This is a genomic window from Bacteroidia bacterium (assembly GCA_027493955.1).
GTDB lineage: Bacteria > Bacteroidota > Ignavibacteria > SZUA-365 > SZUA-365 > JAOSJT01.
Genome location: JAOSJT010000001.1, coordinates 497,975 through 523,805 on the forward strand (window position 1 = coordinate 497,975; position 25,831 = coordinate 523,805).

Consider the following 25,831-nt stretch of genomic DNA (forward strand, 5'->3'; position numbering starts at 1 on the left):
AAGGCCGCACACGGCGGCCTGGGGAGGGAAGGGTTTGGCAGGCTAAACAACTCAGGGGATGGGGAAGGTGAGGTCGATGAGTAAGCGGAGGTTGTTTACATTCCAGGAATCCGCATACGTGGCGTTGCTCACCGGATTGAGCCCGAATTCGTAACTCAGCATTGGTGTGACAAAACCATAGCGGTGAAAAAAGTCATAGCCAAGCCCCAGCTGTAACGCGTAGCGGAGGTTATTCGCGTCGGGAATATCTCCGCTCTGTGTTGCCGAAACGGAGCCGCGCGCCCAATCGGGTTCGCTGATTGTCGCGGTATGAGCGAAGTCCCCCTTGAGCAGGGCACCAAGATTGGCGCCGCCGAGCACAAAGAATCCGGGGCCACCCATGGGGTAGAGCTTGGAGTAGAATCCAAAGCTCAGGTAATTCAACGTGTAGTCCGCCGCATGGTCACGATTGACAGTGTATACGGCACCGTTGTCGTCCGCGATGCGATAGGGTTCGGTGAAGTTTCCCTCCACCTCGCCGGACATCTGATCGAAGGCCGCACGCACGCCGAGAACGACATAGCGCGTGACGGCCTTTTCACCGTGGACGCCGAAGACGAGATTCGTGTTTCCGGCGTCGCCGTAATAGCTGTTTTCCTGCGTCGGAAGGAGAGGGACATCACCATTGTGGAAACTTTGATTCAGTCCGACAAACAGACCGCCTCGAATGGTGTACCAGGCTCGTTCGCCCATGCGGATACCTTGTGCCTGTGCGATATGCAGCCCGGCCAGCAGCAGAGCCGTTGCGAAGAAAATGCTTGTGCGTTTCATGCTTCTGTCTCCTTACCTGGCTACGATCAGTTTCTGCATACCGCGGTATCCGGCCGCAGTCATGACGACAAAGTAGACACCGGGTCGCAGCGTCTCGGGTGTGTATCGAATGCTATGCGAGCCGCGTTTGAAACTACCGCTGTGAATAACCGCAACCTCCACGCCGAGTATGTCGAAGACTTTCAGTTCCACAGAGCTTTCCTGTTTGAGACTGAAGCTCAGCACGGTTTGTCCGTTGCCGCTGCCGCCTCCGATGACGTTGGGGCGGGGGGGATTCAGCGTAGTGATTCCGAGGTCGCTCAGTGTCGCCACGCCGTTTCTCGGACGCACGGTGATGGTTCCGCTGCACGTGGCATCGGTTGTCAGCAGTGCGAGGTCGGGAGTGAACATCGGAGCGGAGACGGTCCACTGTGTGGATGTTGTGCGACCAACCAGGACTTCCATCACGATTTTCGCTATTTCGCCGGATGTGAAAGAAGCGTTGGTGATTTTCACGAGAAGTTTGTCGGGGGACGGACGGGTAAAGCTTGCCGTGCCCTGTGAGGACAGCACTTTGTCCGGGGTCAATGCGCGTCTGTCGAAGGTCAGCTCGAATTGCAGCGATACCCCTGTGGCGGGGCAGGTAAGTGCCTCGTTGAGGAGCACCGGAATTTCAATGAAGTCGCCCGGTCGTGCCGAGATCGCAGGGGCAGTGCCGGCACTGTTACAGGAAAGTGTGAGTTCCGGGCGGGACAGTGTCACTGCCAGGACGGTTGATTGTTGGGTTCCGCATTGCGATTCGGAAGCGATAAGCGTCGCAACGGGTGACACGCCGGCCGCGGGGGTAAAGCGCAGCGCAATTTGCTTGCGTTGTGCCGGTTGTATGGTCACAGGCTGTGCTTCAATGAGGGTGAAGGCCGGGGATCCTTCGACGCGCAAGTCGAGCGTTATCGGTGCGATGCCGGCGTTCTCGATTTCGGCGGTGAGCTCCACCGGTTCGGTACTGCAGGTAATCGTTGCGCGCACACTGTCGCTGACGAAAGCGTAGGACAGATGGTTCAGCTGTCCGCTGAAGGGAATCGAGCGGGTTTCCGTAACACAGCGGGTATCACGTGTGACGTTAAGCTCGACGACACCGTTGAAATTGCGTGCCACCTCGTTGAACGGTGGAGTCAATTCCACGGTGATCGTCAGAACCTGTCCGGCGGGTACGATAACCGGCCAGGTCAGGGGAGCGAGAATGCGCAGAGGTGCCGCCGCGGGCTTGACTGTTCCATTCAGCGTGAGTGGAAATTCGCCGGTATTGCGGAATTCGATTTGCTGTCGCAGTCGGGGAACATCACCGGGACGAACCATACCTCCCGGACATACCGTGATCATACCGAAGTCCAGCGCCTCGGGTGCCGTGGCGTAGGTGCTTCTGACAATGCGTGCCTGTATCGGGAAGGCGTCTGTTACATCACACGGTTCGCCAAAGAGCGTGACCATGCCGCTGTATGTTCCGGGTTCGGTACCGACGAAACGGACCACGACGTCGCGGGTCTGTCCCGGTTGCAATGTGAACGGGAACTGAGCAGGCGGATCATATTCAAAGCCGCGGGGAAGCAACGAGCCGTCGCTGATGGTGATGGGTGAGGCGCCGGTATTCTCGACTGTCGCGCGTATCTGACGCGAGAGTGAAGTCTCGCAGGTGAGGATATCGATGACGCCGGGAGGCATGACGGCATTGATTGCGAATGCCGGCTGGACGCCACGACCGCGCAGGGTAAAGACCACGGTGTCGGAGCAGACATCCGAGGTGAAGAATACCGCTGCGACATCCGCGCCGTTGAGCATCGGTGAGTAGCGTACCGGAAATTCACGGTAAGTGCCGGGTTCCAGGGTGATGCGGAAGGGCTTGCTCAGGAGCTGGAAGGGGGAGAAATCCGCGAATCCGTCGGAGGAAATGGTCATGCGGCGATCACCGGTGTTCTCGATTATGAAGCCGCGTACCGCGCTCGATCCCACGCAAACATCACCGAAGTTGCTGCTGTACCCATTTTCCCGCACGCTGAAGCGTGGCTCGTAGCGCTCACCCGTGAGGACGATCGGGAAAATTTCCCGACAGTAGCCACCTGTGCCGGCAATGATTTCCAGCGTCAGCGTGTCGTTGAACACACCACCGGATCCCGGAAGTGCGAACACATCCACGTCCACGGACGAGGCAGCGGGAACGATGACACCTTGCGTCGGGAAGGGGACCGCGCCATAGCGTAATTCGTATTTCGATGTCGAGGCGATGGCGTTCAGTGTCAATGGAAGAGGACTGTTGTTTTCCACCGTGATCACGCGGCCGGGGTTTGCGCCTCCGGTTCCGCAGTAAATCACCTGTCCGAAATCGACGCGGCTGGGTGTGATGGACACCTGCGGGAGTATGCGTTCACCGGAGAGCGTGAAGTACACCGTTGATCCACAGGGTGCGCCAAACCACTGCACACTGCCTCCGAACGATCCACCCTCGCCAAGCGGCGGCTGGAAGATAATGTAGGCTTCGAAAGGCGACGTTGCATCGGCAGGGATGGTGATTGGGGTTCGCACCGCGGGATCCCAGGCGAAGCCGGCCGGCAAGTCGGGCAACTCGGTAAAGCGAACGGGTTCGAGGCCCTGATTCGTGATCTGGAGCAATATCTTGCTGCTCGGTTCGCAGTTCGCCAGCGTGACATGCGTCGGTGCCACTACCGAAGCCAACACCTGTTGACTAAAGGTTGAGCCGCGCAGCATGACTCGCGCTTCGAGGTCGCACAGATTGGCGCTGATGGTCAGTTCTTCTTCGAACGTCCCGCTGACAGTGGGATTGAAGCGGATAGGAACAATACGCTCGTCACCCGGTCGCAGAGGAAACGTGTTGCTGAAGGCATCGACGATGAACGGAAGCGCCACATCCACGGTCATGAGGAGTTCGGCTGTGCCGTTGTTGTACAAACGAATCAGTTTCGCGGCGGAATAGCTGCCGACACAAGTGGTGTCGTACAATTGCGGCGGCAGGGAGCCTGGTGTGTCCACGGCCTCGGCGGTGAACGACGGATTCTGCCGTTGTCCGAACAGGCGGACGCTGAAGCGTTCTGCGCACAAACCGAAATCAGCTTCGATTTCCAGTACTGCATCGAAATCCGTTGCACCTGTTCGCGCAGGTTCCACCACGACATCTGCGGTAGTGCCACCGAAGATGGAATCCGGAGCATTGACGAGGGTAAAACCGGAGGGCAGCGTGTACCGCAATCGTGCCGCCTGCGTGAAGTCATTGTCCAGTCGAATTGTGCGCTGCGGCAACGGGTCCACAGTGCAGGAATTGACGAGACCAAAGTCCATTTCCGTCACGTCCGCTGTGACGGTGGGTGCAATGCGGGAGGCCGTCAGTTTGAACAGAATCTCCTGCCCACAGGCATCGGCTGACATAATCACGTTTTCGACGATGGTCCCGCGCTGCGAAGGAGTGGGGGCGAACTCCACATATAACACCGCACTGTCGCGTGCCTGAACCGTCAAGGGGAAGATGCCGGGATTCTTCAACACGAATCCCTCGCCGAGATTCGGGACATTCGAGAACAGTATGTCGTTCAGTCCTGCGTTGGCAATGGTCACGGAAATCAGATCCGTCGCCTTGTTCTGGCAGCTCAGGATGGATGGTTCACCGACAACGGTTGCGGTCAGCTCCGATTTGCCGATCCTGACGATCACCGGAATCCGAATCGTGTTTGGTGAAGAGAACGGCGATGTAAGATCTATCGTCGCCGCATGCGTACCCGGGCAGGGGATGGCGGAGGTGATGATCTCGACATCGATAGAGTCGTTGCCCGTGCCCTGGGATTTGGACAGTCGCAGCCAGGGAACGCTCGGCGTTGCGGTCCATGCATAGCACGCCAGGCCGCTGTTGCTGATATAGAGCCGCTGCCTAGGCGGGGGATTCAGATCCACCACGAAGGTGTCCAGAGAGGAGATCGTGACCGGGAAGGTGCGGGGCGCATAATTCGCGGTGATGACCTTATTCTTCGTCATGGAAATGTTCAGAATCTGATTCGTTCCCGTAGCATCCCCGGACCAGTGGGAGAACGCATAACAGGTATCGGGCGCGGGGAGATTCACCGCAACGAGCGCGACGGGATCACCCGGAGCATAGTCCAGTTGGAAGGGGACGCGGAACACCTGCCCTTTACCGGGGGGATTGATCTCCACGTTCAGAGTGTAGCGCGTCGGCGGCGGATCGCCGTACACGGCGTATATGAAGTACCGGTTTGTTCCAGGAGGCAGCAGCACCTGGGCGGTTCCGGACATGTCAACATCCAGAATAGTCGGATCCGGGTGTGAGACCAGGCGCATGCTCGAAATTCCTGTCGCGAGAGGGATATCCCAGCGAAGCCAGGTATTGCTCGCAAGCGGATCGCGCCTCAGCCGAATTTCAAACGTCTGCGAAATCGGCGGCCCGGTGAAAACACCACGGAAATCGCGTAAGACCCCATTGCCCAAAATGGACGGGCTGCGGAAATCCGTATCTATGAGACGCGCATCCCACGTGTTGGGCACCGGTGGCGCCAGTACTGCTTCGCCCAGTGCGGGATCGATGCCGTCCGATGCGGACGCAACGATGCCAATACGTAAATCTGTGCTATTTCCTACGTTGTCGAAGGCCGTCAGCCGCGTGCGGATATCCTGACCGCGGCTGTCCTGAACTCCCGCAACGAGAAGAAGCAGGAATACGAATGGGACGACCAACAGGGAGTAGGTTTTCGGTGTAGCGGTAGCTGGCATGGTCAACCTCTTAACCCGTTGCTATTAAAGAGACTACTAACTTTAACTTAAGTAAGTTATCAATAAAATGCAGTAAAAATCACAATCTCGGTATTTTTTTTTTAAGACGGTCGTCTGAAGCGAGCACTTCAAGAATCGGGAATCCATCTGCCTGGGTAGAGGGAATCGCTTCAACGGGTATCGTGCGTTTTTCCTCATGTTAAAAATTTACATACATTATATGTGAGATTTCACCCCGTTTTCATCTTGTAATGAAGATTTAATATTCCTTACCTGAGGAGCTGCCATGTTGACGCTGTACCTGGCGTGCCTGATCAGCGGAGCGATTCTGCTTATCATTTCCCTGTTTTCCGGCGGGGACGCGGAAATGGATCACGGTCTTGAGGCGCATACGGATTTCGATCATGGTCTGGCGGCGCATGGCGATATGGGGCACAGCATCGAGGCTCACGTTGACGTCGCAACGGATACGGACGTCGGGGGTGCAGTCGTACACGCAGGAGGAGCGCACGATTCCGTCGTTGAGGCGCATGGTGGAGAAATGGAATCCGGGAGCGGTGGTGCTCTGGCTGCGGCCTTTCAATTTTTCAGCTTTCGTAACATTGTCTACCTCACTACATTTTTCGGTCTTACCGGCAGCGCACTGACATGGCTCGGCACGGGGACGCTGCTCACTTTCCTGAGTTCGATCGGCATGGGAGGATTTGCCATGATGATCGGACACAAATTCATGCGCTATTTGAAGGACACCGAAAGCGGCCAGTCGCTGCATGAGCGCGATTTGGTGGGTCATGTCGGTGTCATCACTCTTCCGCCGACAAAAGAAAGGAAGGGAAAGATCCGCGTCACGATAGGGGGCCAGACGCTCGAACTGCTGGCGATCATTCATGCGGACAGCACACGCGAGGAGTTCCGCTATGCGGAGCAGGTGCTGATACTCGAGTTCGAACACAACATTGCGGAGATAGATGAGGCGGATTTTCTCCGGGAGCTTCCATCGGATACTTAGCTCCACGACGGTACGCCGCCTGGCATTATACGCGAATACATCATCCGACACAGAATAAGGAATCGGACATCATGGAAGAATTCATTGTCACCATTTTCGGTATCGCGGTATTTGCGATCATCGTTATCATGATCACGATCAGCCGGCTGTTGCTGATTTGCCATCCCAACGAGGTTATTATTTTATCCGGCCGCAAACGTCGCCTCGCTGACGGAAGCATGGTCGGATACCGCATGATTCGCGGTGGGCGTGCGATTCGTGTTCCACTCATCGAGCGTGCTGCGCGAATGTCACTGGAGACGATCCCCCTCGATTTGAGCGTCTATAACGCGTATTCGAAGGGCGGCATCCCCTTGAAAGTCGAGGCCATCGCCAACATCAAGGTCGACAGCAACGAGCCCGTGTTCGGCAATGCCGTCGAACGCTTTCTGGGCAAGAAGCGGGAGGAAATACACGAGATAGCCAAGGACACTCTTGAAGGCAATCTCCGTGGCGTTCTTGCGACACTGACACCCGAGGAAGTGAATGAGGATCGCCTGAAGTTCGCTTCGAGTCTCATCGAAGAAGCCGATAACGATTTGAAAGCGCTTGGACTTCAGCTCGACACATTGAAAATCCAGAACGTATCAGACGATGCGGGGTATCTGGATTCCATCGGTCGCCGCAAGACCGCCGAAGTACTTTCCCAGGCCAGAACCGCCGAGGCAAGCCGCAAATCCGAGGCCGAACAAGCCGAAGCCACCGCCGAACGTCTGGCGGAGATGGCGAAAGCCGATGCGAAGAAAGATGTGGAATCCGCACGCATCGAAGCCGAGAGAAACATTCTCGTGAACAAAGCCCGCGCACAGCAGGACATTGAAACGGAAAACAATCTTCTGCGCATCAAAAAAGCCGAGCTGGAACGCGAAGCCATCATAAAGGAAAAAGAAGCGGAAATCGCCGGCGAGAAAGCACGCGTCATGTTCGAGCAGGATGTCGAGCAGCAGCGCATCATTCTTCAGCAAAAGCGTTTGATGGCGGATGTGATCGAACCGGCACGCGCGAATAAAGAGGCCAGGGAACTCGAGGCCAAAGGCGCCGCGGCGTCCATCATCGAGAACGGCATGGCCAACCTCAACGTGCTCAACAAGATGATCGAGACCTACAAAAGCGCCGAAGGTGAGGGCGAGAAAATTTTCGTGCTCAACATGCTGCCCGATATCATCGAACAGCTCGTTCAGACAGTCGGTCATATGAAAATTGACAAAATCAGCGTCGTCGACAACGGCAGCGGACGCAGCGTGTCCGGTCTCGTCGGACAGCTCCCCAACGCAGTGATTTCTCTCAACGAAATCATCGAGAACGCCACAGGAGTCAACATCCTCAGTAGTCTCCAGCGGGACAAGCTTGCGCAGGCCACGAAATCGCTCGAAGAGAGTGCCTGATTCGGTGTCGCTTGCAACGGAAAGCAGGAAGGATCGCGGATATCAATGCGCGATCCTTCTTCCATTACTGGCGAACTCGTGAACTGCCGTACTCCGGAAACAATGGGCGATTCATGAAACGCCCATTTTCTTCGGGGAATGCGCTTGCGGATGAGAGCGGGCGTGCTTGTACCATCGTTTCCGGGGAGAGTCCATGCTGAACCCTCTCCCCATGCGCTGCATCGTTCATCGTTCCGCCAGAGACGGATACGTCGTCAACCAGAAGCCGATCGTGTGACGCATTCGCCCTTTCCTGAAATCATGCGTCGCGAATCGTCGCCGGAAATCGTATCTTACGCACGATAACGGCGTAGGAAGCGTTTCTTTTTCACAAACTTACTCGTGCACATGATGCGTCAACATAGTATCGTTCTCACCGTAGTGTCTCTCCTTTTCATCGCCTGCGGGAACAAGGAAAAGCCCGTACCCCATCCCTCTGCGATGCAGCCGATGAATCTGCCACCGCAAACCGAACAACATTACGCCGCGGATGTGGACGTCTCCGGGCTGGATAGCATCCCCGGATTCTCGAAACTTCCTGAAGTCGAACGCGAAATATTCAGCAGAACAGTACAGTTACAGGTAAAGCATTACGAGAATCTCGAGCGCTGGGCCGATGAGGCCAATACTGCAAAGACCGGACGTGACGCCTCCGTCTCCATGCGCCTGTACATCGCCTACCTCGAGGATTTCGAGCAGAAAATGAAAGCCCTGGATCAGGAATTCAGCGGCAAGCTCTCTCCCAAATATGCGGAATCGAAAAACTTCAACTCCGTCGTAGACGCCTATATGGAGAATCCGGATCTGCAGCGCCGGGTGGAATACATCATGAATTCTTTCGTTTCACTCATGCAGCGCTTCCAGGACGATCCTGCCTGCCGCGACGTTTTCGCGGAACTGCAGCGCATGGTGGGGCAGGCGCAGTAGTCACGTTTCGTGTTCTGAGCCACCGTGTCGCCGCGTCAGCACCAGGTGGTCCCGCGGAATCCGGCATGTCATGCTTTCCGGAATGACACGGCTGACACCAAGCGTATGGATTTTCCATGCTGTGACGCGCACTTCCTCTCCGTCGCGCCTCTGCTGTGCAGCAATGCGCAGTCACTGACAGTGACGAAGGAAGGCATCCGCGCCTTCCGCGCCCATGTAGCGCTCCAGCATTCGTCTGTCGGTTTTTGTCAGGTCCACGAGAATGAGCCCGTCGAGCACGTTGCTGAAATCGGGGTCAATATTGAAACCGAGGAGGACGCCACCAAGCTTGAGATACTGCTTTAAGAGAATTGGGACATCCTTTTGATCCTGCTCAATTTCGCTGACCAGGGATGAAAGATCGGACAGGTCGCGCAGCACGGTGGACATCGTCCGTGGATCGAATCCTCTGAGACGCTCGGCATTCGGCGGAGTTTTCGGTCGCACGAGGTGCGCACGTTCATCCATCGCATGTTCCTTGAGGAATTCCATCATCAGTTTTTGTGAAACAGCGCTGTATGCGCTGTTAATGCTCACGGGACCGAACAACCTCGTGTACCGCGGATTGCGCCGGACATAGGTTCCGATACCACGCCAGAGCAGGAGTAAGGGAAGAAATTGCTTCTGGTATTCCTGGCGGACGAAGCTCCTTCCCATCTCCAGAGCGGGGGAGATCTGCTTCAGGAGTTTTTTTCTGATGTTGAACAGCGAATGCGTGTACAGTCCCTTCTTTCCATGCTCGCGCAGTATGACGTCCGTTGGACCAAGGCGATACGCGGCCGCGATCTCTCCGGCAGTCTCGTCCCAGAGGAAGAGGTGCAGATACCACGCATCATAGCGGTCCAGGTCTATTGATCTGCCCGTGCCTTCGTTATTGGCGCGGAAGGTGATCTCCCGTAAACGTCCGATCTCGCGGAGGACGACAGGAATATCTCTCGCATCGGCTATGTAGACACCGAATCGTTCATGCTGAACAAGAAGAGCGCTTTCGGGGAGGGCGGAGATTTCATGGCGCAACAACACCTTGTCCGCCGCATCCACCACCGCTTCCGGGAGAGGTTCAGAACGCATCAACGGAGCGGGAGTGCTTCCGCTGCGCTGAAGGTAGGTCCGGATTCGCAGATATGCGATCAAATCACCGGACGTTTTGAATTGACGGATGCGCGTCGGCGAAATGACATGTCCGATGCGCATCGTCACTGTGCTGTCGCATTTATTGACGAATTCATGCGGCAGCCGTGCGGTGCGGAGACGCGGATGGAGCAGACCCATGAGCTGGAAAAGGGGGCCGTTGCATCCCTCGATGAAAATCGGCAACACCGCGGCCCCACTGTGCATGGCGATGCGGGCTATCGTATCGCTCCAGGCGGGATCGCTGATTTCACCTCGTCGAACATCGGCATGCGATACCTCACCGGCCGGGAATACTCCGAGAACCCCACCCTCTCCCAGCCAGCGCAATGCCTCTTTCAGCGGCGCGGAGTTGGAACGCACCGCCAGCTCTCCTCCAAAAGGATTGACGAGAATGAACAGATCGCGAAGAGAAGGTATGTGTCCGAGCATTCGATTTGCCATAATCCTGACATCTGTCCGCCGTCTGTGCAAAAGCGAGGCAAGGAGCAGTCCTTCGACACCGCCGAACGGATGATTCGCCACGACGATAAGCGGCCCTGTGTCCGGTATCCGTTCGAGCGCCCCGCCGTCAACATCGAGTCCCACCCGCATGGCACGTAAAATCCGATCCTCCGCGCTGTACTCCTCCTGACGGCATTCGGCGGCGGCATTGATCTCGTTGAGTTGCGGAAAGGCGAGAGCCCGCTCCACACTGCCGCGGAACAGCCGGAGTAGCCCTCCCACAGCCGGATGCGAATGCTGAACCTGAAGTTGGAAACGGTTTTCTTGTGTTGATAGTGTGTACATGGCCGAATCCTCGATGGATGATGCGTCTCAATATCGCATCATAAAAATGCCGACGGGATTTGAGCGCACTGTTTACATATCATGAGAATTGGATGAGGGTGGTACACGAGGACTTCTCGACGGAAGCATCTCACTCTTGTCGCAGCTGCCGCGAAAATGACATTTTTCGGCGGCAGACACACCCCGGCATGCGGAAGAATCGCCGTTATGTGTGTAGATTTGAGAGAACACAGGAGAACAGTATGAAATCCAGCCTACTACTTTTGCTTTCTTGTATCGCGATGTCTTTTGTGCATGCTCAGCCACGTGCCGGTACGCCATCGCCTCTGGACGCGGCATCCATCAGCACGAAACCCTATGTGCGCTGGTGGTGGTTTGCTGATGAGATCAAACCGTCCGACACACGCGCACAATTGCAGTGGCTGCGCGACAACGGTTTCGGCGGCGTGGAAGTGGCGTGGGTATATCCGCTGTCCGGAGACAGCACGCGCAAAAGGCCGGAGTGGCTTTCGAAGCAATGGAGCAAGGCCGTGGCGGAAGCCGCGAAGCAATGCGATGAATTGGGACTCGGTTTTGACATGACTTTCGGTACCTTGTGGCCCTTCGGAGACAGCAAGGTCCCCGTCGCCGATGGCGCCATGACGTACGGCAGCAAGGAATCGCCGGCCAGCATGCGTCTGACCTGGGAGCATCCAAAGCGTGGTCGGGTGCTCAACCATCTTGACAGCGAAGCGTTGGGGCGCTACTCCAAGCGCCTGTTCAAGGCCATGGAGCCGGCGCTGAAAGGAAAAAACCGCGGTCTGTTCTGCGATTCATGGGAAGTCGAAACGCGCAAGCTTTGGACGAGCGGCTTTGCCGAACGCTTCAGGGACACATACGGTTACGACATCGAACCATTGATGGACAGTCTCTACCTGCCGGGCTATGGTGACGTCCATTACGATTACATGTCTTTGCTTTCCTCCTTCGTTGTGGACGAATTCTACGGACCGTTTACATCTCTTGCACACAGCCGGGGCGCATACACGCGGGTTCAATGCGCGGGGGCGCCGGCGGATCTCATCGAGGCGTATCGGCGGGTGGATATTCCTGAAACGGAAGCTATGCTCTTCGAGCCCGACTTCGCGCGTATCGCCGCAAGCGCCGCAGCGTTGGATGGGAAGCCGCTGGTCTCGGCCGAAGCGTTTACCTGTTTGTACGGCTGGAAGGGTTGGCCTGGACCGGGCCCGCATCAGGGAGATGAGAAAATTGCGGACCTCAAGCTCGTGGCGGATGCGTTGTTCGCCAACGGCGTCAATCACTTCATCTGGCATGGCATGCCCTACAATCCGCCGGGGCGAGATGAAAAATTCTACGCGTCTGTGCATGTTTCGCCGAAGGCCCCGCTTGCACAGCATATCTTGCCGTTCAATGATTACATCTCCGAGATTTCCCGGGCGATGCGCAGGGGGAAGACCTACGCCGACATGGCCGTGTACCTGCCCACGGAGGATGCCTGGACGCGTGTGGAGCTGCCTGACTCCCTGCAGTTCCCGTGGGCATGGGGGCATTACGAAATGCGCTACATCAAAGTCCCTGAGGAATTGAAGCGGCGGCATGCACTATGGATCAACGGACGTGCCTTGCGGGAGGCGCGTGTCGTCAGTAACAGATTGCACACGGGGCAGGCGGTGTTCAATTCGCTCCTCGTCAATGTGCAGTATATGGACGTCGCAACGCTGGAGGCGCTTGTGCGTGTCGTCGAGCAAGGTGTACCCGTCGTGCTGCTGCAGGTACCGGTGGAGGCGGGACGCACGCGATCGCCCCAATGGTCGAAGCTGCTCGGTCGCCTGCTCACGAATGAAGGATTACTGCGCTCGCCCATGGGATTGCCTTCCGCTCCTTTGGTTGATGGTGCCACCGTGCCTGATTTCTGGTGCAGAGAAGATGGTGAAGAGCTGTATCTCTTTCTCGCGAATCCCGCGTCGAAGGGGCTGCGCTATCCGCTCAGGCACAAGCAGGCGACGGAGATGAAGCATGAAAGGATGGATGTAACCCTTCGCTGGCGCGGTTTTCAGGTGAGTACGACGCTGGATTTTCTGCCCGGAAAATCGGTGCTGCTTCTGCTGCGTCCGGACGGGTATGCGGATGAGATCCCGCTGCCGTTCTTCGATCCGGCGTTGGACTGAGTTTCGACTCCTCAATTACGTACTCGTGCATCCGGATTACTTGCATCTGGATGCGGAAATCCGTATTGTGCGCGGTGAAACGAAACCCGTCTTGCCGGACGTCTGACGGCGAAGCGGAACCCGGAGGCAGAAGGAGTGTCCATGAGATCATTTTTTCGATTCTTCTCATTTTCGGCCGCGCTTGCAGGAACGGTGCTCTGCGCCGGTGCGGTCGCATTTGCGCAGCTCACCGGCGATGTGACGCGCGTTCTCGTGCGTCCCGCCAATGTGAAAGCGGAATTCACGACATTTTGCGGGGGGCAGCGCTATGAGTCGTTGACGCAGAATGATGTTACAACCATCGTGGACGGGGCTCCGGTGGAGATACTGGGCTTCCGCTGCCCGGATCCCGGGACGAGGCCGTATTCCGCTGTGTTGCTGCTGGATGTGAGCGAAGATGTAGGACAAATGCGTGCGCAAATCATGCGCGATGCGGCCCGCAGTTTTGTCGACAGTCTCGACGGCGTGCTCGACGAGGCCTCGGTCATGATGTACAATGCGCACTCCGAGGTCATTCAGCAGATGACCACGATAAAGCCGATGCTGTACAGCGCGCTGGAGCGTCAATCCGGGATTGGCGAACGGCATACCTATGACGCCTTGTACCACGCGGTGGAGGAGGTTTCCCTGATGCCGTCGCACAACACGACGGCGGTGATTCATTTTGTCGCCGGTCCGGAGCAGGGTAGCAGCGAACATTACGGCAAACTGCTCTCCCTCGCTCGTCAGCGCGGTGTACGGATTTATAGTATCGCTTTCGCGGGATGGTCGGTTTCCGGCCTTGAGAGTCTCGTGAATTCCACGGGAGGGAGTCTTTTCCGAACCGATGACGTTTCGCGTATGCGCGCGAAGCTGACGGAGATACGGGATTCCCTTCGGCGCTATGCGGAACAATGCTCGGTGGTGCTTCCGTTGCTCTGTACCGATGGAGACGCGCATGCGCTTACCCTGCATGTCAGCGGATGCAATGACACAAGTTCCTTGCACGCATCGTACATCGCACCGGAGAATGGGGTCCCGTCCCAAAACCTGTTCTTTTCCATGGGAAAAACGATGACGCGCGGGCTCGACACTTTCCGCGTCCCGATCACCCTGCACACCGTGCCGAAGACGGGCGTGCTGTATCCGGCGCTCTTCTGGTTCGGGTGCGATCCCGCACGGCTGACCTTCATCGACGCCGAGGCGCCTCCGGGCGGTCTCCTGCACGGCGTCCCGCTGCACGTGGAACGCGGCAACGATTACATCAAGATCTCGACGGACCGGCCTGTGCCGGTGTCTTCAGAAGGCCTCTGCCTGATGCTTACGCTGGCGGCACGAGGTACGCTCAAAACCGTGGAAACAACGATTCGCACGGTGAGTGCGCGCAGTCTCAGCGGCTGCGGGAATCTCTCCCTTAACGGATCGAATGTTACGATTTATCCGAATAATGCCGCTTCGGTCCTCCATCTGCGATCGGGCCAGATCACGGCATCGGGCATGACGGTGGAATTCTCCGCTTTGTGCGACGGCAATTCGCTCTTGGCAGCGGACAGTGCGAACGTGCGTGTGGTGATTGACGGTGTGCCGCAGACGCTTGCGTCGCCTCCGAAGTCCCTCGGTGAAGGAGTGTGGGAATGTGCGCTCCTGTATTCCTGTACCGACGGCCGTTCGCATCATGTGCAGCTGACGCTGGAGAATACGTGTTCGGAGATGATCAGCGACACGCTGACCATTCCTTCACCCTTGATCGCCCGGCACATTGTTTTCGAGGGGCCGGAGCACATCTGCGCGGGAGATTCGACCGTGCTGGACGCCGGCGCCGGATACGCGGCGTATCGCTGGAGCACAGGGGAGACCAGCAGGCGCATCGTCGTTCACAAGCCCGATGTGTACATCGTCGCCGTGGAAAGCGCAACGGACGTCTGCGATGTCTACATCGCCCCTGCCATTGTCAGCGGACCGGTGCAGCCACGCATTCAGCCGCCGGGCCCATACACCTTGTGCAGGGGAGCGACCCGCACACTCACGCTGCCGTTGAACTATGCTTCCTATCGCTGGTCGAACGGCAGCGAACAGGAAAGTATTACGGTCTCCGTCCCCGGTGAGTACTTCGTCACCGTGACGGATCAGAGCGGTTGCATCATTCAATCAGACACCGTGCACATTACGCAAGCGGATACTTTGCGTCCCGTTATCACACCAGGCGGTGTTGTTACGTTCTGTGAAGGGGCCGGGGTGGAGCTCGATGCAGGCGGACAATGGAACCGGTATCTCTGGTCGAACGGTCATGAGGGCAGGCGGCTGTACGTCCATGAAAGCGGCAATTACTCCGTCCGCGTCTGGAATGAGACAGGGTGTACCGGTGAATCCGCCGCCATACCTGTGATGTCGCTGCCGAATCCGAAACCTCGCATCGAGATCGAGGGGTCTCTCGATCTGTGCGAAGGCGACAGTGTCCGGCTCTCCCTGCCCGGATTCGAGCACCGCGTTTTGTGGATCACGGAAGATACCATCTCGTCACTCATGGTCCGTTCGGCAGGCGTGTTTTGGGCAAGTGTCCGTCACACGAACGGTTGCCAGGCGGCGACCGACACCGTTGTCGTGCGACTGTATTCCCGCCCGCCACGGCCGGACATCACGCGCGTGGGCAACAGGTTGCAAACCATTCCCTGGAGCGCATACCAGTGGTATCTGGACGGTGCACCGATTCCTGGCGCGACGTCCGCGTTCTATGACCTGAAGTCAGCCGGCGGCTATCAGGTGGAAGTATTCAATGAGCACGGCTGTTCGAGTATCTCCCGGTTGTTCGATGTGAATGTGCTGGATGCGGCATCGGCTGATGTGACGCAGTTTCGCTGTGAGCTGTATCCCGAACCGGTCATCGAAAGTGTGACAGTGGATATCTCGTTGCCCGCGCCCGGGCGGCTGCATGCAGTATTGAGCGACATGGCGGGACGGGCTGTTCTTCGGGAGGAGGTCGAAACAGCCGGGACACGGCATCTGCTGAAAATCGATGTATCCGCGCTGTCCCCGGGTGTGTACATCTTCCGGTTGATCCATGGGAATGCCGTTACAGGTCGCGTTATCACAAAAATGTGACGCCAAATCAACCGCGTCGTGAAAATGGCGGCATGATGCTGTAACAATTGCCGTCGTCATGTGTTATTCTTTACTATACATGATGACGAACTCATTCGCCGTTCGAGTTCACGAAGTCTCAAGTGCGAAAAAGGAGGAAGCAAATGATGAAAACGTATTGTACCAACCTGCGCCGTCTCACTCTCATAATACCGGTTCTGTTTATTTCCTTGTCAGTCGCTCACAGTCAGCCGGATTTGCGTATTCAGCGTGTTGTCAGGAACTGGCCGGGCATTTCCGTGTTTTACAGCATCCAATGCGGTGGTCAGCTGAATTTTTCCCATACGGTGCAGCAACTTTCCCTCCGCGAGCAGGGCTTCCCCGTCACGGCGTTCACGAAGTACTGTCCGGACACAACGCTGGTGGGTGACATTTCGCTCGGACTGGTGCTGGACGGCTCGGGGAGTACGATCGGAGCCGGGAACCGGTGGATAAAGGCTGGGGCAAAAGCCGCGATCGAAAAAATGAAATCCTCCGACGAAGGTGCGGTGCTGCATTTTGCTTCCACTCCCTCGCTTGTACAATCCATGACAACCGACACAGCGGCACTCAAGGCTGCGGCAGACCAGCTCATCGCTTCCGGACAATCCGGGGTGTATTCCGGGATTTACCTGGGTCTGACACATCTGGGACTTACCGCATCGAAGAGCCGCCGGGCCATAATTGTCACGACGGACAGTGGGGACAATTCCAGTCTTCACGCACCGGACTCCATTGTAGCATTATCGGTGCGGCTGGGAATTCCGGTGATCGTGATCGGCATTGGCGCAAGTGTGCCGACTGCCGAGTTCAGCGCCTTCGCGAATCTGACTGGCGGTGCGTTCATCCTGGCGACAGACTCTGTTGCCGTTTCGCAGGCCTTTCGCGACGCCTACGAGCTTGTGGCAGATGATTTTCAGGTATGCCGTCTCGACTACACAACGTCATGCACCGACGGTACGCTTCGCCTCGTCGAGCTCGAAGTCACCGGCGTGTGTTCCGGTAGCGATATGGATAACAATCAGTACCGCGCGGTGATGGATACGAGCGGTCGGACACCTTTGGTGCTCAGTTTTCCACCTACCGAGGCGCTCGCCACCAAACCTTTCGTGATACCGGTCAGCATCAGCTCTGTGTCTCCCGGGCTGCTGCACAGTTTCGACATGGATCTGCAATTCACCTCTCAGTGCATGGTGCTCGATTCGATCTCCGTACCGGCAGGATCGCCTCTCGCCGGCTCGACCCTCATCGGATATCCGGTAAGCGGGTACACGCGCGTGCGTTCCGGAGTTACCGTCCCCGTCACCGGACCCGGCCCGCTGTTGAATTTGCATTTTACCGCCGCTCCCCGCGTTGATTCCGCGACCTGCGTTCTGACCATGCAGCGGGTGCTGTATGCCGCCGGATGCTATACGTCACCCACTGTGTCCACCGGGGTGAATATCGGGGTGCCGCCGCTGCCGGTTATTTCGCCCTCGGGGCGCATCACCTTGTGTCCTGGTGAAACCGTAACCCTTGTCGCCAATCCCGGTTATGACACCTACGAGTGGAACACCACGAGCACTGCGCAATCCATCGTCGTCTCCACCGCCGGCAGCTACTCGGTGACGGTCATGGACCGAGCCGGCCGTACAGCGACCTCAGCACCGGTGGAAGTCGTTTTTCGTAGCTCTCCCAATCCGCGGTTGACCGTCGGACCGACGCTCACGCTGTGCAAGGGAAGTTCCGTCCTCGTCGGTGTCAATGCAGCTTTCCCTTCGTACCAATGGTCCACCGGTATGCCGACGAACTCCATCCTCGTGACGCAAGCCGGGAGCTACTTCGTCACGGTGACGGACGACCATGGCTGTACCTGGAATTCCGATACCCTCGTGGTCACTGTCTCCGATCCGCAGGTCGCGATCTCCGCCAGCGGACCTCTGACGCTGTGCGAGGGAGAAGAAGTCACGTTGACGGCGAGTCCGGGTTTTGATACTTACACATGGTCAAGCAACGAGAAAACTCCAGCTATCGTGGTGCGAAGTTCCGGAAGCTATTTCGTTCAGGCCAGGAATGCAGCCGGCTGCACGGCTGTTTCGGATACCATTGAAGTGATTGTCCGGACACGTCCGACAGCAGGCATTCTTCCGTCGGGACCTCCCGTGCTGTGTCCCGGCGACACCTTGTATCTCGATGGCACGCCGACGTTTGCGTCATGGGATTGGTCCACCGGTGAGGCGACCCGTACCATCGCGATTTCGCGGGCGGGAACGTATTCTCTGAGTGGTATGGATGCCTTCGGCTGTCGTTCCGATACCGTCTCGCTTACGGTCACAATGGAGCAACGTCCCGCATTGAATCTTCCCGATACCGTCACCATCTGTCCCACGGGTGCTGTGACCATGGACGCGGGTGCGGATTACACGTCCTATCTTTGGAGTCAGGGAGCGACGACCCGAAGCATCAGAGTCAGCACCGCAGGAACATTTTTCGTTCGCGTCGGCACAAGTAGCGGGTGCGTGATGTATTCCGATACCGTCGTCGTCGAGGTACGCGCGCAACTCAAGCCGGTGGTCACACTCAGCGGTCCCTCGCGCATCTGTGAAGGGGATAGCGTACAGCTGGACGGTGGAGATTTCTTGAGTTGGGATTGGTCCACGGGCGAAAAGACCCGTCGTATCACCGTGCGCAGTGGGGGCAGTTATTCTGTCAGTGTCACTGATGCATACGGTTGTTCCGGCAGCAGCGATCCCGTCGTGATCACGGTGGTGCCCGCTCCCGCGCCGACCGTACAGGCGTTGACGCCGACACGGGTCTGCGTAGGGGATACTGTGGTGCTTGTTGCCTCCCCGGGCTTTGTAGATTATCAGTGGAGTAACGGCAGCACGGGAGCAACGCTTCGAGTCACCAGCAGCGGAAGCTATTTCGTGACTGTGGTGAATGCGGATGGCTGCGGAGGTACGTCGCCGCCGCTTTCCGTAACCGTTGTTCCACCGCCGACAAAACCCGCAATCACCCGAAGCGGTGATACCTTGCTTTCGACTCCCGCCGTAGCTTATCAGTGGCTGAAAGATGGAAGCATACTGACGGGTGCGACGGGGCGGAGCCTCATACCGGCCTCCTCGGGCAGTTATGTCGTACGCGTCTTCAACGTCGACGGCTGTTTCACCGATTCGGATCCGCTGACCGTTGTCGGCAGTCCTTCTGTTGAAGCACCCAAACCTCGCGGAATTTCCGTGTATCCCGATCCCACGAGCGGACGCGTCACCGTCAGTGGCGAGATTACCAGGGGCATCGGTCTGGAAATAACGGCCACCAATCTGCTTGGACAGACGGTTGCGCGCATCGTGGATACGGGCGCTCGCGGGTTGTTCAATCGCAATATCGATATCAGCGGAGCACCACGCGGGGTGTACCTGTTGCACGTGCGCTACGGAAACCATGTGATCGTCCGGCGCATCGTCAAAACCTGATACGCCCACACTCTTCTGCGCAGTGCGGGACAGACTGGAAAAAAAATCCCCGGCAGTACGATGGTAGTGCCGGGGATTTATTGTTCCAGAGGTGATCATTTGTACCGAAGCTTCCTTTCAGGGAGAAAGAGAATAGAGCGCAAGGCCTGGATCTTGTGTATGGCCGAGACAGCAAAATCCATATACGACTGACGCTGCAGCAGGTCCTGAATGATCATGTGCTCGGAGTGGACAAGCGCGTCTTCCTGCAGTTCCCCGACACGTTTGTTCAGACCATGCCAGGTGGAGTTGAGCATGTTGCCGTAGGTCGCGTAGGACTGATGCTTGATCAGATTCTTGATGCGCGAATCGAGCGCGAGGGATTCCCTGCCGTGTCCATTGTCGGAAAGATCAATGGCTTTTATCTCGAACGTACGGTAGTCCCCGGCGGTGTGCGTGTATATCGCCATTTCCCGAATGTACAATTCGCTGTAGCAGAGCCACTTCGCCTGCGCAATCAGCCCATCCTCGAAGCGGGCATCCTCGAGCACATAGTGAATTTTCTCGATATAGGGATGAATATCAACACGCTGGAAACGGTACATCTCCTCCAGAACATGGAGCACATTCTCCTTGGTGACGGCCTTGTCCTTCTTTCGGAGCAACTTGTCGGCTTCCGTCAGCAGGAGGTCGTAAAAATTCGTCACCATGCGCAAATGCGAATGCAATTCCGGCGATGTGTACTGATCGAGGAACTGTTGATAGCCGTGGACGCCATAGGGCTCACCGTGCGCATCGGGAACACGTTCCAGCAGATCCTCGAGCGCATCGTGCATGAATCCGACGGTGGAGTACACATGTCCGCCGTCATTGTCCATACCGAGCCGCCGTACGACGGCGCCGACGCGGCTCAGATGCGCGACGGAAGAAATGCCGCATTTGCGCGAAAGTCGGTACTTGAGGAACAGACGGATAATTTCCCGTACTTCCTCGGCGTAGTGACCGTAGAGCGGTTCGAGATCCACCGCATCGGGGAGGTCCCCGAACAGCACCCGCAATTGCAGGCGCTGAAAGTCTATGCCTTCCTCCACCTGACTGCGCGCATCGGAAATCTCGGTGGACGCCTTATCCACGTGCGGTCTGCGTTGCCCGAAGCCCTCCGGGTGGCTTTCTAAATGCCGTTCGAATACCCCGCGCATCACCTGCGCGTGTTGAATGCCGTACAGTGCGACGAGATCCTGTGACTCCGGCAGGACGCAACGAAGGAGTGCGTCGAGTAGGTTGCATGCGTTCTGATAGCGGGGATCCTGCTGCATTCGTTGGATGCTGTCGTTATAGCGCATTGATAACCTCGGGGAAGTGAATAGCCGCAGTGCTCGTGCTGAAAGGTGCGCGGCCGTCGGGAGTGCAAGCCCTGCGGAAGTAACGGAGGGAACTCTCCCCGATGGGCATCAGTCCCGGTAACCTACGAGCTATGGACGCCATGCACGCTGCATCCTGTTCCGCTCACGAACTGTGCGTAAGGGAGAGGCATTTTTCAGCAACAGGGGAATATACGGGATTCCAGACTCCGATGACAGTGGCCGCATTCGAGAATGCACGGGACTGCACTGTTCGCGATCGCACGTCCGTGGCAGGTCTCCGGATCGTGTGCTGTCCGTTTTCGCCTGCTCGGTGACAGCGAAGCATCCGGGCGTGCATTTTTTTTACACTGGACTTTATGCCTGACAATTGCAACATTGCAGTTTGTACGATGGAACAATTCATGACGCTGTACGAAAAAAGAGGCTATCATCCGAAACCACGGCTGACGGCCGGGACCGGAGTCGTGAAATCGCTGTATGCGGAACACCGAATGAAACGACGATTCCTGCCAGTCCTGTGCATTCTTCCGATGCTCTTTTCGAGTATCGTTGGCTGCAGCGAGGATGATTTCTCCCGCGGACGACTCGACGGGACGCAATGGCGCCTCGTGGCATGGTCGGTCAGTTCGCTGCATCCCGGCGACTTCACCATCACTGCCGATTTCAGCGGCGGTCGTATGTCCGGTACCGCCGCGGTGAATCTGTATGGAGGTCCCTATTCCACAACCGCGGGGGGTGGATTTTCCGTAGGTTCGCTGAGTATGACCGAGATGGCGGGTCCGGAGGATGCTATGCGCGCGGAAGCGCTCTATGTGCAATTGTTGCTTGACTGCGAAAAGTATCAATGGAATGCCACACAACTGACGTTGTACGACGCAAACGGAAACGAATTGCTGATCTTCCGAAAGCGCTGATGCGTGGCAGACCCGTCCTACGCGGGATCCCATTCTCTCAAATGCAACAAGGAAGACACGATGGCCCGTAATATCGAGATCAAGGCACGGCTGGACAATGCGGAGGATTTTCTTTCTCGTGTCGGTGAGCTGGCGGACAGCGGTCCGTTTGAAATGGAGCAGGACGACACCTTCTTCCGTTGTGAAAACGGCCGGTTGAAATTACGGGTGCTCTCCGAAGCGCATGCGGAGCTGATCTATTATCGCAGAGGCGATCAGGCCGGACCGAAGGAGTCGTATTACCACATCACTCCCACCATGGATCCTGAGGGCCTGCGAGAATCGCTCGATATGGCCTACGGCATAGTGGGACGTGTCGTCAAACACAGGACGCTCTTCATGATCGGTCGCACACGCGTGCACATCGATCGGGTGGAGGGATTGGGGAGTTTTATGGAGCTTGAAGTCGTCCTGAACGATGATGAGAGGAGCGGAGACGGAATGCGGGAGGCCACAACGCTGATGCACAGTCTCGGCATCGCCGAGGATTCCCTGATAGACTGCGCGTACGTCGACATGCTGTGAGGATTGACGCGCGTCCACCGCGAAATCAGTCAGCTGTAACTTTTTTCCGCTTTGAGGTTCCTTCTCATGTACCATGAGCTGAAGCAATCTCGCACATTCGTAACAGGTGAAGAATGCACACACACCTTTCCAGACCTTTCCGACGATGTTCCGGATACTTGTGCGTAGCGGCGGCACGAATTGTCGTCCGCGTAGTCATCACCGCCATACTTCTGCTTTTCGGATTGAAGCACGGCGCCGCGGTAGCCCAGCAACAAAAGCTGGCAAAACCATCGCTGTCGTGCACGGTCCAGGTGCCGGAGCTTCGCTGGCTGTTTCGGGAAATGCGCTTCGAGCCTGATCCGCTGCCTGTAACCATCACGGTGACGAATACCGGCGATCAACTCGCTGACTCCGTCTTCGCCACCATCGTGCTTCCGCGGAATGGCATGCTGACGCATCGGGATTCGCTGCCTACCGTCCCGCTCACGCCCGCGTGGATATTCCCGGGACAATCCGCTTCGGTTGTGAGACTACTCCGGATATTCGAAGGGGGAGTTTCCACGGTCGGTGTCCGTGCGTTCACCAGGCGTGGGGACAGCGCACACTGCGAAACCATCCTCGATGTTCCTGATCCGGCATACATAGATTTTTCACCATACGCGACGATTGCGGATCCTCCACGGGTAGCCGACGACGCGGCGCCGTACAGTCCCAATCCTTTCATGGTGACGCTCACGTGCATCAATCGCGTTGAAGGGACAGCCGCCCGAAAGGTTGAAGCGACAATAACTCTCCCCGAGCATCTGGTACTGGATCCTCCGGAGCAGCAGGCGACGGTGCTCATCTCGGATTCACTCGCCAGACCCGCCTTTGGTACACCTGCGCCCACCGTCACGTGGTCGCTGCGTTGGACGCATCTGGACAGGGATACGATTCGCAGCACACTGGGCTTCGCCGTTACCGCGTTGGGACCGGATTCCTTGCCTGTGGGGCCGTGGACGACACAGTGCTCCCTGACCGTTCCCGGTCTGCCGCGATCTCTCAGTGGATTCATTTGTGCGCAGGCGAGGGGAGAACTGCCCGGTAGTCTTGCTTGTAATGAAGACAGTACCGATTACGTCCCGAATCCGATCGAGATGCACTGGGGGCTGTTTTTCCAATCGGGCTGGCTGCCGATACGGCTGACCCATGCGGAATTGCGTTTTCCGGGAGCGGATGGGCTTCGTCTTGACGATGCCACGCCGAGACGTTGGGACGGCGATACACTGCTCAATCGCGGGGACACGCTGCTGTTTTTCTACCGCCTTCACGTCGAAGCGCGGCCGACTCGCCGTCTCCCGTTGATAGCTTTCCGGCTGAGTGATGGCGACGGCGAGTGGGGAGGAGAGCACTATGTCACAATACCCGGTCTGCCCCATGTAACGGAGTACGGCGTAATCGCGAGTCCGGGAGGACTTACCATCAGCGCACCGCGGCCGCATCCGGTGCAGGGACGTGCATACGTCACCATTGCGCTTCGAGACGCAGGCGTCATGGAAGCCACGCTTCAGGATCTTGCGGGCCGACGTGTGTGCACCCTGCATCAGGGATGGATGCTCGCAGGGGAGCACGAGCTTGTGCTTGATCGGGGCACGCTGACGCCGGGTTTTTACATGTTGATGCTTCGTATGGTCGGGGGTGGCTCGGCGCGGCGTGGAATGGTATTGCAGTGAAGGTGTAAGGGAAAAATGTTGTTACGTGACCCTTCCTGGCGATGCGTGACGTAGGGATGCCACCTTCTGAACACGCGCTCTCTCGCATCCGCGCCTTCAAAGCACGATGCGCTGCAGGACCTCAGCGCGGTGATGCAGTTCGTCGCGTTCCTTGCGCCGTTGGTATTCGTCCCATTGCCTGCCCGTGCGACATTCAGCGAAGACGGCCTCCCGGTGTATTACATCGCAAAACTCCGCCGGGACGGCATGAAATACCGGGGGAGCCAGCTGAGCGCACGTCTTTCACGCTGTCATCGCGTTGCCCATCCGGTGCCCATATACCCGTGATTCGGTTTATGCAGTATATTGGACATCATGGCGTGAAAGCTGCAACAACGGGCGGGGCTTGTGCCTGCTTGAGTCGTGTATGATGCTGATCGCCGGATGTTCAACGAGTTGGAGATGGCACATGCCGCTTTCATTAGACAGTTTCCGAAAAGCGATCATCGCCATGCGCGGGGTGAGTACCCGGAGCAAGGATGAGTATTTCATGGCATCGTTGGACAGGATTACACAGGACGCAATACGAGCAGGCGTGATCCAGCACTTTGAATTCACCTATGAACTCGCCTGGAAGTTCATGAAACGCTGGCTTGAGCTGAACGTCGGTGCCACAGTTGTTGACGGGGTGACGCGCCGCGAGCTGTTTCGGCATGCCGCCGAGCAGCGGCTCATTTCCGATGTGGAAGCATGGATGCGTTTTCACGATGCACGGAATATTTCAACACATACCTACGAGCCCGAAGTCGCGGACGAGGTGCTGCGCATCGCATACGCTTTCCTCCCTGAAGCCCAATCACTTCTCGAGAATCTGGAAGTGCGGAATGATTGATCTCGATCCTCGTCATCTCGATCTCGTCAGGCGCATCCTCGCACAAAATGTCCCGCACTGCGAGGTCTGGATGTTCGGTTCGCGCGTGAGCGGTCAGGTAAAAGAGTACTCGGACATAGACCTGGTGATCATTGGAAAAGCGAGACTCGATTTCGATACTCTGCGCTCACTGCGGGAGGCGTTCGTCGATTCCGTGTTGCCCATGCGTGTGGATGTACTCGATTGGCATGCCACATCGGAGGCATTCAGGGATGTGATTTTAGAAGCTGGTTACGAGGTGTTGCAACGGGCTCCGGATGTCGCCGGGAACGATACAGAGACCACGGTCGAAGGCGAGCGGTAGTTGATGTTCGTGTTAGCGATGAGGAGCGGTGAGGGTCACGCGCGACAGATATCCCAGGAGGGGAATAGGCCGGCTTGCGGTTCAACAATTTTCATGAGGAAGACACAGACATGAAACGCTTCCTGTATACCTTTCTCGGCGCCGTCGCGGGATACATTTCCGGCGCCGTGCTGGGATACATTCTTGTGCACCTGTTCTCACCCAATGTCCATGACAAGGAACTGGAAGCGGCGATGACCGGCGCATTTTTCAGCGGTCCGGTGATCGCGGTACTTTCGGCGGTCGTCGGTTTCGTCCTGGGTGGAAGGAAGCGTGTGAGGGATTCCGGAGAGTAAGCGCGGAGAGGCAGAGGCGCGGTGTACCCAAACCCGCGAGACAAGCGCTCCTCAGGCCGTCCGTCATCCATCGCTCAATG

The 25,831-nt window shown here is 57.2% G+C and carries 17 protein-coding genes; 13 read left to right on the forward strand and 4 right to left on the reverse strand.

The genetic code is table 11. From position 1 onward, the window contains the following. Positions 1–51: 51 nt before the first annotated feature. Together M5R41_01970 and M5R41_01975 are read right to left on the reverse strand one after the other, a co-directional pair. On the reverse strand, positions 52–810 hold the full coding sequence (locus M5R41_01970; protein MCZ7555156.1) for a PorT family protein: 759 nt from the start codon (positions 808–810) through the stop codon (positions 52–54). Positions 811–822: 12 nt separating this feature from the next. Beyond that, the gene (locus M5R41_01975) at positions 823–5,574 is read right to left on the reverse strand and encodes a T9SS type A sorting domain-containing protein (GenBank protein MCZ7555157.1); all 4,752 of its coding nucleotides are present in this window, start codon (positions 5,572–5,574) and stop codon (positions 823–825) included. Between the two features lie 286 nt (positions 5,575–5,860). Between M5R41_01975 and M5R41_01980 the strand changes: the two genes are divergently transcribed. The 3 genes from M5R41_01980 (at position 5,861) to M5R41_01990 (ending at position 8,973) form a co-directional block, all read left to right on the forward strand. Continuing rightward, complete coding sequence (locus tag M5R41_01980; protein MCZ7555158.1) at positions 5,861–6,583, forward strand: hypothetical protein; 723 nt, start codon at positions 5,861–5,863, stop codon at positions 6,581–6,583. Positions 6,584–6,654: 71 nt separating this feature from the next. Beyond that, positions 6,655–8,007, forward strand: a complete 1,353-nt coding sequence (locus tag M5R41_01985) for an SPFH domain-containing protein (GenBank protein ID MCZ7555159.1) — start codon at positions 6,655–6,657, stop codon at positions 8,005–8,007. Positions 8,008–8,394: 387 nt separating this feature from the next. Next, the gene (locus tag M5R41_01990; GenBank protein ID MCZ7555160.1) at positions 8,395–8,973 is read left to right on the forward strand and encodes a hypothetical protein; all 579 of its coding nucleotides are present in this window, start codon (positions 8,395–8,397) and stop codon (positions 8,971–8,973) included. 171 nt (positions 8,974–9,144) lie between these two features. On the opposite strand, the gene M5R41_01995 is transcribed toward M5R41_01990, so the two are convergent. Next, positions 9,145–10,932 (reverse strand): lysophospholipid acyltransferase family protein, encoded by a 1,788-nt coding sequence (locus M5R41_01995; GenBank protein ID MCZ7555161.1) that lies wholly within the window; start codon positions 10,930–10,932, stop codon positions 9,145–9,147. A 242-nt stretch (positions 10,933–11,174) separates the two neighbouring features. On the opposite strand from M5R41_01995, the gene M5R41_02000 reads away from it, so the two are divergent. The 3 genes from M5R41_02000 (at position 11,175) to M5R41_02010 (ending at position 19,687) form a co-directional block, all read left to right on the forward strand. Continuing rightward, positions 11,175–13,100, forward strand: coding sequence for a glycosyl hydrolase (locus M5R41_02000; GenBank protein ID MCZ7555162.1), 1,926 nt, complete (start codon positions 11,175–11,177; stop codon positions 13,098–13,100). A 141-nt stretch (positions 13,101–13,241) separates the two neighbouring features. After that, on the forward strand, positions 13,242–16,217 hold the full coding sequence (locus M5R41_02005) for a VWA domain-containing protein (protein MCZ7555163.1): 2,976 nt from the start codon (positions 13,242–13,244) through the stop codon (positions 16,215–16,217). 143 nt (positions 16,218–16,360) lie between these two features. Then, on the forward strand, positions 16,361–19,687 hold the full coding sequence (locus M5R41_02010; protein MCZ7555164.1) for a T9SS type A sorting domain-containing protein: 3,327 nt from the start codon (positions 16,361–16,363) through the stop codon (positions 19,685–19,687). A 95-nt stretch (positions 19,688–19,782) separates the two neighbouring features. Here M5R41_02010 and M5R41_02015 read toward each other — a convergent pair whose 3' ends face one another. Next, a complete protein-coding gene (locus tag M5R41_02015) occupies positions 19,783–21,009 on the reverse strand; it encodes a hypothetical protein (GenBank protein MCZ7555165.1) in 1,227 nt (408 codons plus the stop codon). Positions 21,010–21,521: 512 nt separating this feature from the next. Between M5R41_02015 and M5R41_02020 the strand changes: the two genes are divergently transcribed. The 7 genes from M5R41_02020 to M5R41_02050 all read left to right on the forward strand — a co-directional run bounded on the left by M5R41_02020 (position 21,522) and on the right by M5R41_02050 (position 25,751). Next, a complete protein-coding gene (locus tag M5R41_02020) occupies positions 21,522–21,944 on the forward strand; it encodes an META domain-containing protein (protein MCZ7555166.1) in 423 nt (140 codons plus the stop codon). Between the two features lie 60 nt (positions 21,945–22,004). Continuing rightward, complete coding sequence (locus M5R41_02025; GenBank protein ID MCZ7555167.1) at positions 22,005–22,508, forward strand: class IV adenylate cyclase; 504 nt, start codon at positions 22,005–22,007, stop codon at positions 22,506–22,508. Between the two features lie 113 nt (positions 22,509–22,621). Continuing rightward, positions 22,622–24,202 (forward strand): hypothetical protein, encoded by a 1,581-nt coding sequence (locus M5R41_02030; GenBank protein MCZ7555168.1) that lies wholly within the window; start codon positions 22,622–22,624, stop codon positions 24,200–24,202. 129 nt (positions 24,203–24,331) lie between these two features. Continuing rightward, positions 24,332–24,529: a hypothetical protein gene (locus tag M5R41_02035; protein ID MCZ7555169.1), complete on the forward strand. Its 198-nt coding sequence runs from the start codon at positions 24,332–24,334 to the stop codon at positions 24,527–24,529. 121 nt (positions 24,530–24,650) lie between these two features. Further along, on the forward strand, positions 24,651–25,073 hold the full coding sequence (locus M5R41_02040; GenBank protein ID MCZ7555170.1) for a nucleotidyltransferase substrate binding protein: 423 nt from the start codon (positions 24,651–24,653) through the stop codon (positions 25,071–25,073). Further along, positions 25,066–25,416 (forward strand): nucleotidyltransferase domain-containing protein, encoded by a 351-nt coding sequence (locus tag M5R41_02045; protein ID MCZ7555171.1) that lies wholly within the window; start codon positions 25,066–25,068, stop codon positions 25,414–25,416. Before M5R41_02040 ends, M5R41_02045 begins: the two co-directional genes overlap by 8 nt. A gap of 110 nt (positions 25,417–25,526) precedes the next feature. Further along, entirely contained in the window at positions 25,527–25,751 is a 225-nt protein-coding gene (locus M5R41_02050) for a hypothetical protein (protein MCZ7555172.1), read from the forward strand. The last annotated feature ends 80 nt before the right edge of the window (positions 25,752–25,831 follow it).

What these genes read in the sequence shown, in the direction of transcription:
- M5R41_01970 (MCZ7555156.1), bottom strand. Translation starts at nt 810, where the DNA reads ATGAAACGCACAAGCATTTTCTTCGCAACGGCTCTGCTGCTGGCCGGG.
- M5R41_01975 (MCZ7555157.1), bottom strand. Translation starts at nt 5,574, where the DNA reads ATGCCAGCTACCGCTACACCGAAAACCTACTCCCTGTTGGTCGTCCCA.
- M5R41_01980 (MCZ7555158.1), top strand. Translation starts at nt 5,861, where the DNA reads ATGTTGACGCTGTACCTGGCGTGCCTGATCAGCGGAGCGATTCTGCTT.
- M5R41_01985 (MCZ7555159.1), top strand. Translation starts at nt 6,655, where the DNA reads ATGGAAGAATTCATTGTCACCATTTTCGGTATCGCGGTATTTGCGATC.
- M5R41_01990 (MCZ7555160.1), top strand. Translation starts at nt 8,395, where the DNA reads ATGATGCGTCAACATAGTATCGTTCTCACCGTAGTGTCTCTCCTTTTC.
- M5R41_01995 (MCZ7555161.1), bottom strand. Translation starts at nt 10,932, where the DNA reads ATGTACACACTATCAACACAAGAAAACCGTTTCCAACTTCAGGTTCAG.
- M5R41_02000 (MCZ7555162.1), top strand. Translation starts at nt 11,175, where the DNA reads ATGAAATCCAGCCTACTACTTTTGCTTTCTTGTATCGCGATGTCTTTT.
- M5R41_02005 (MCZ7555163.1), top strand. Translation starts at nt 13,242, where the DNA reads ATGAGATCATTTTTTCGATTCTTCTCATTTTCGGCCGCGCTTGCAGGA.
- M5R41_02010 (MCZ7555164.1), top strand. Translation starts at nt 16,361, where the DNA reads ATGATGAAAACGTATTGTACCAACCTGCGCCGTCTCACTCTCATAATA.
- M5R41_02015 (MCZ7555165.1), bottom strand. Translation starts at nt 21,009, where the DNA reads ATGCGCTATAACGACAGCATCCAACGAATGCAGCAGGATCCCCGCTAT.
- M5R41_02020 (MCZ7555166.1), top strand. Translation starts at nt 21,522, where the DNA reads ATGAAACGACGATTCCTGCCAGTCCTGTGCATTCTTCCGATGCTCTTT.
- M5R41_02025 (MCZ7555167.1), top strand. Translation starts at nt 22,005, where the DNA reads ATGGCCCGTAATATCGAGATCAAGGCACGGCTGGACAATGCGGAGGAT.
- M5R41_02030 (MCZ7555168.1), top strand. Translation starts at nt 22,622, where the DNA reads ATGCACACACACCTTTCCAGACCTTTCCGACGATGTTCCGGATACTTG.
- M5R41_02040 (MCZ7555170.1), top strand. Translation starts at nt 24,651, where the DNA reads ATGCCGCTTTCATTAGACAGTTTCCGAAAAGCGATCATCGCCATGCGC.
- M5R41_02045 (MCZ7555171.1), top strand. Translation starts at nt 25,066, where the DNA reads ATGATTGATCTCGATCCTCGTCATCTCGATCTCGTCAGGCGCATCCTC.
- M5R41_02050 (MCZ7555172.1), top strand. Translation starts at nt 25,527, where the DNA reads ATGAAACGCTTCCTGTATACCTTTCTCGGCGCCGTCGCGGGATACATT.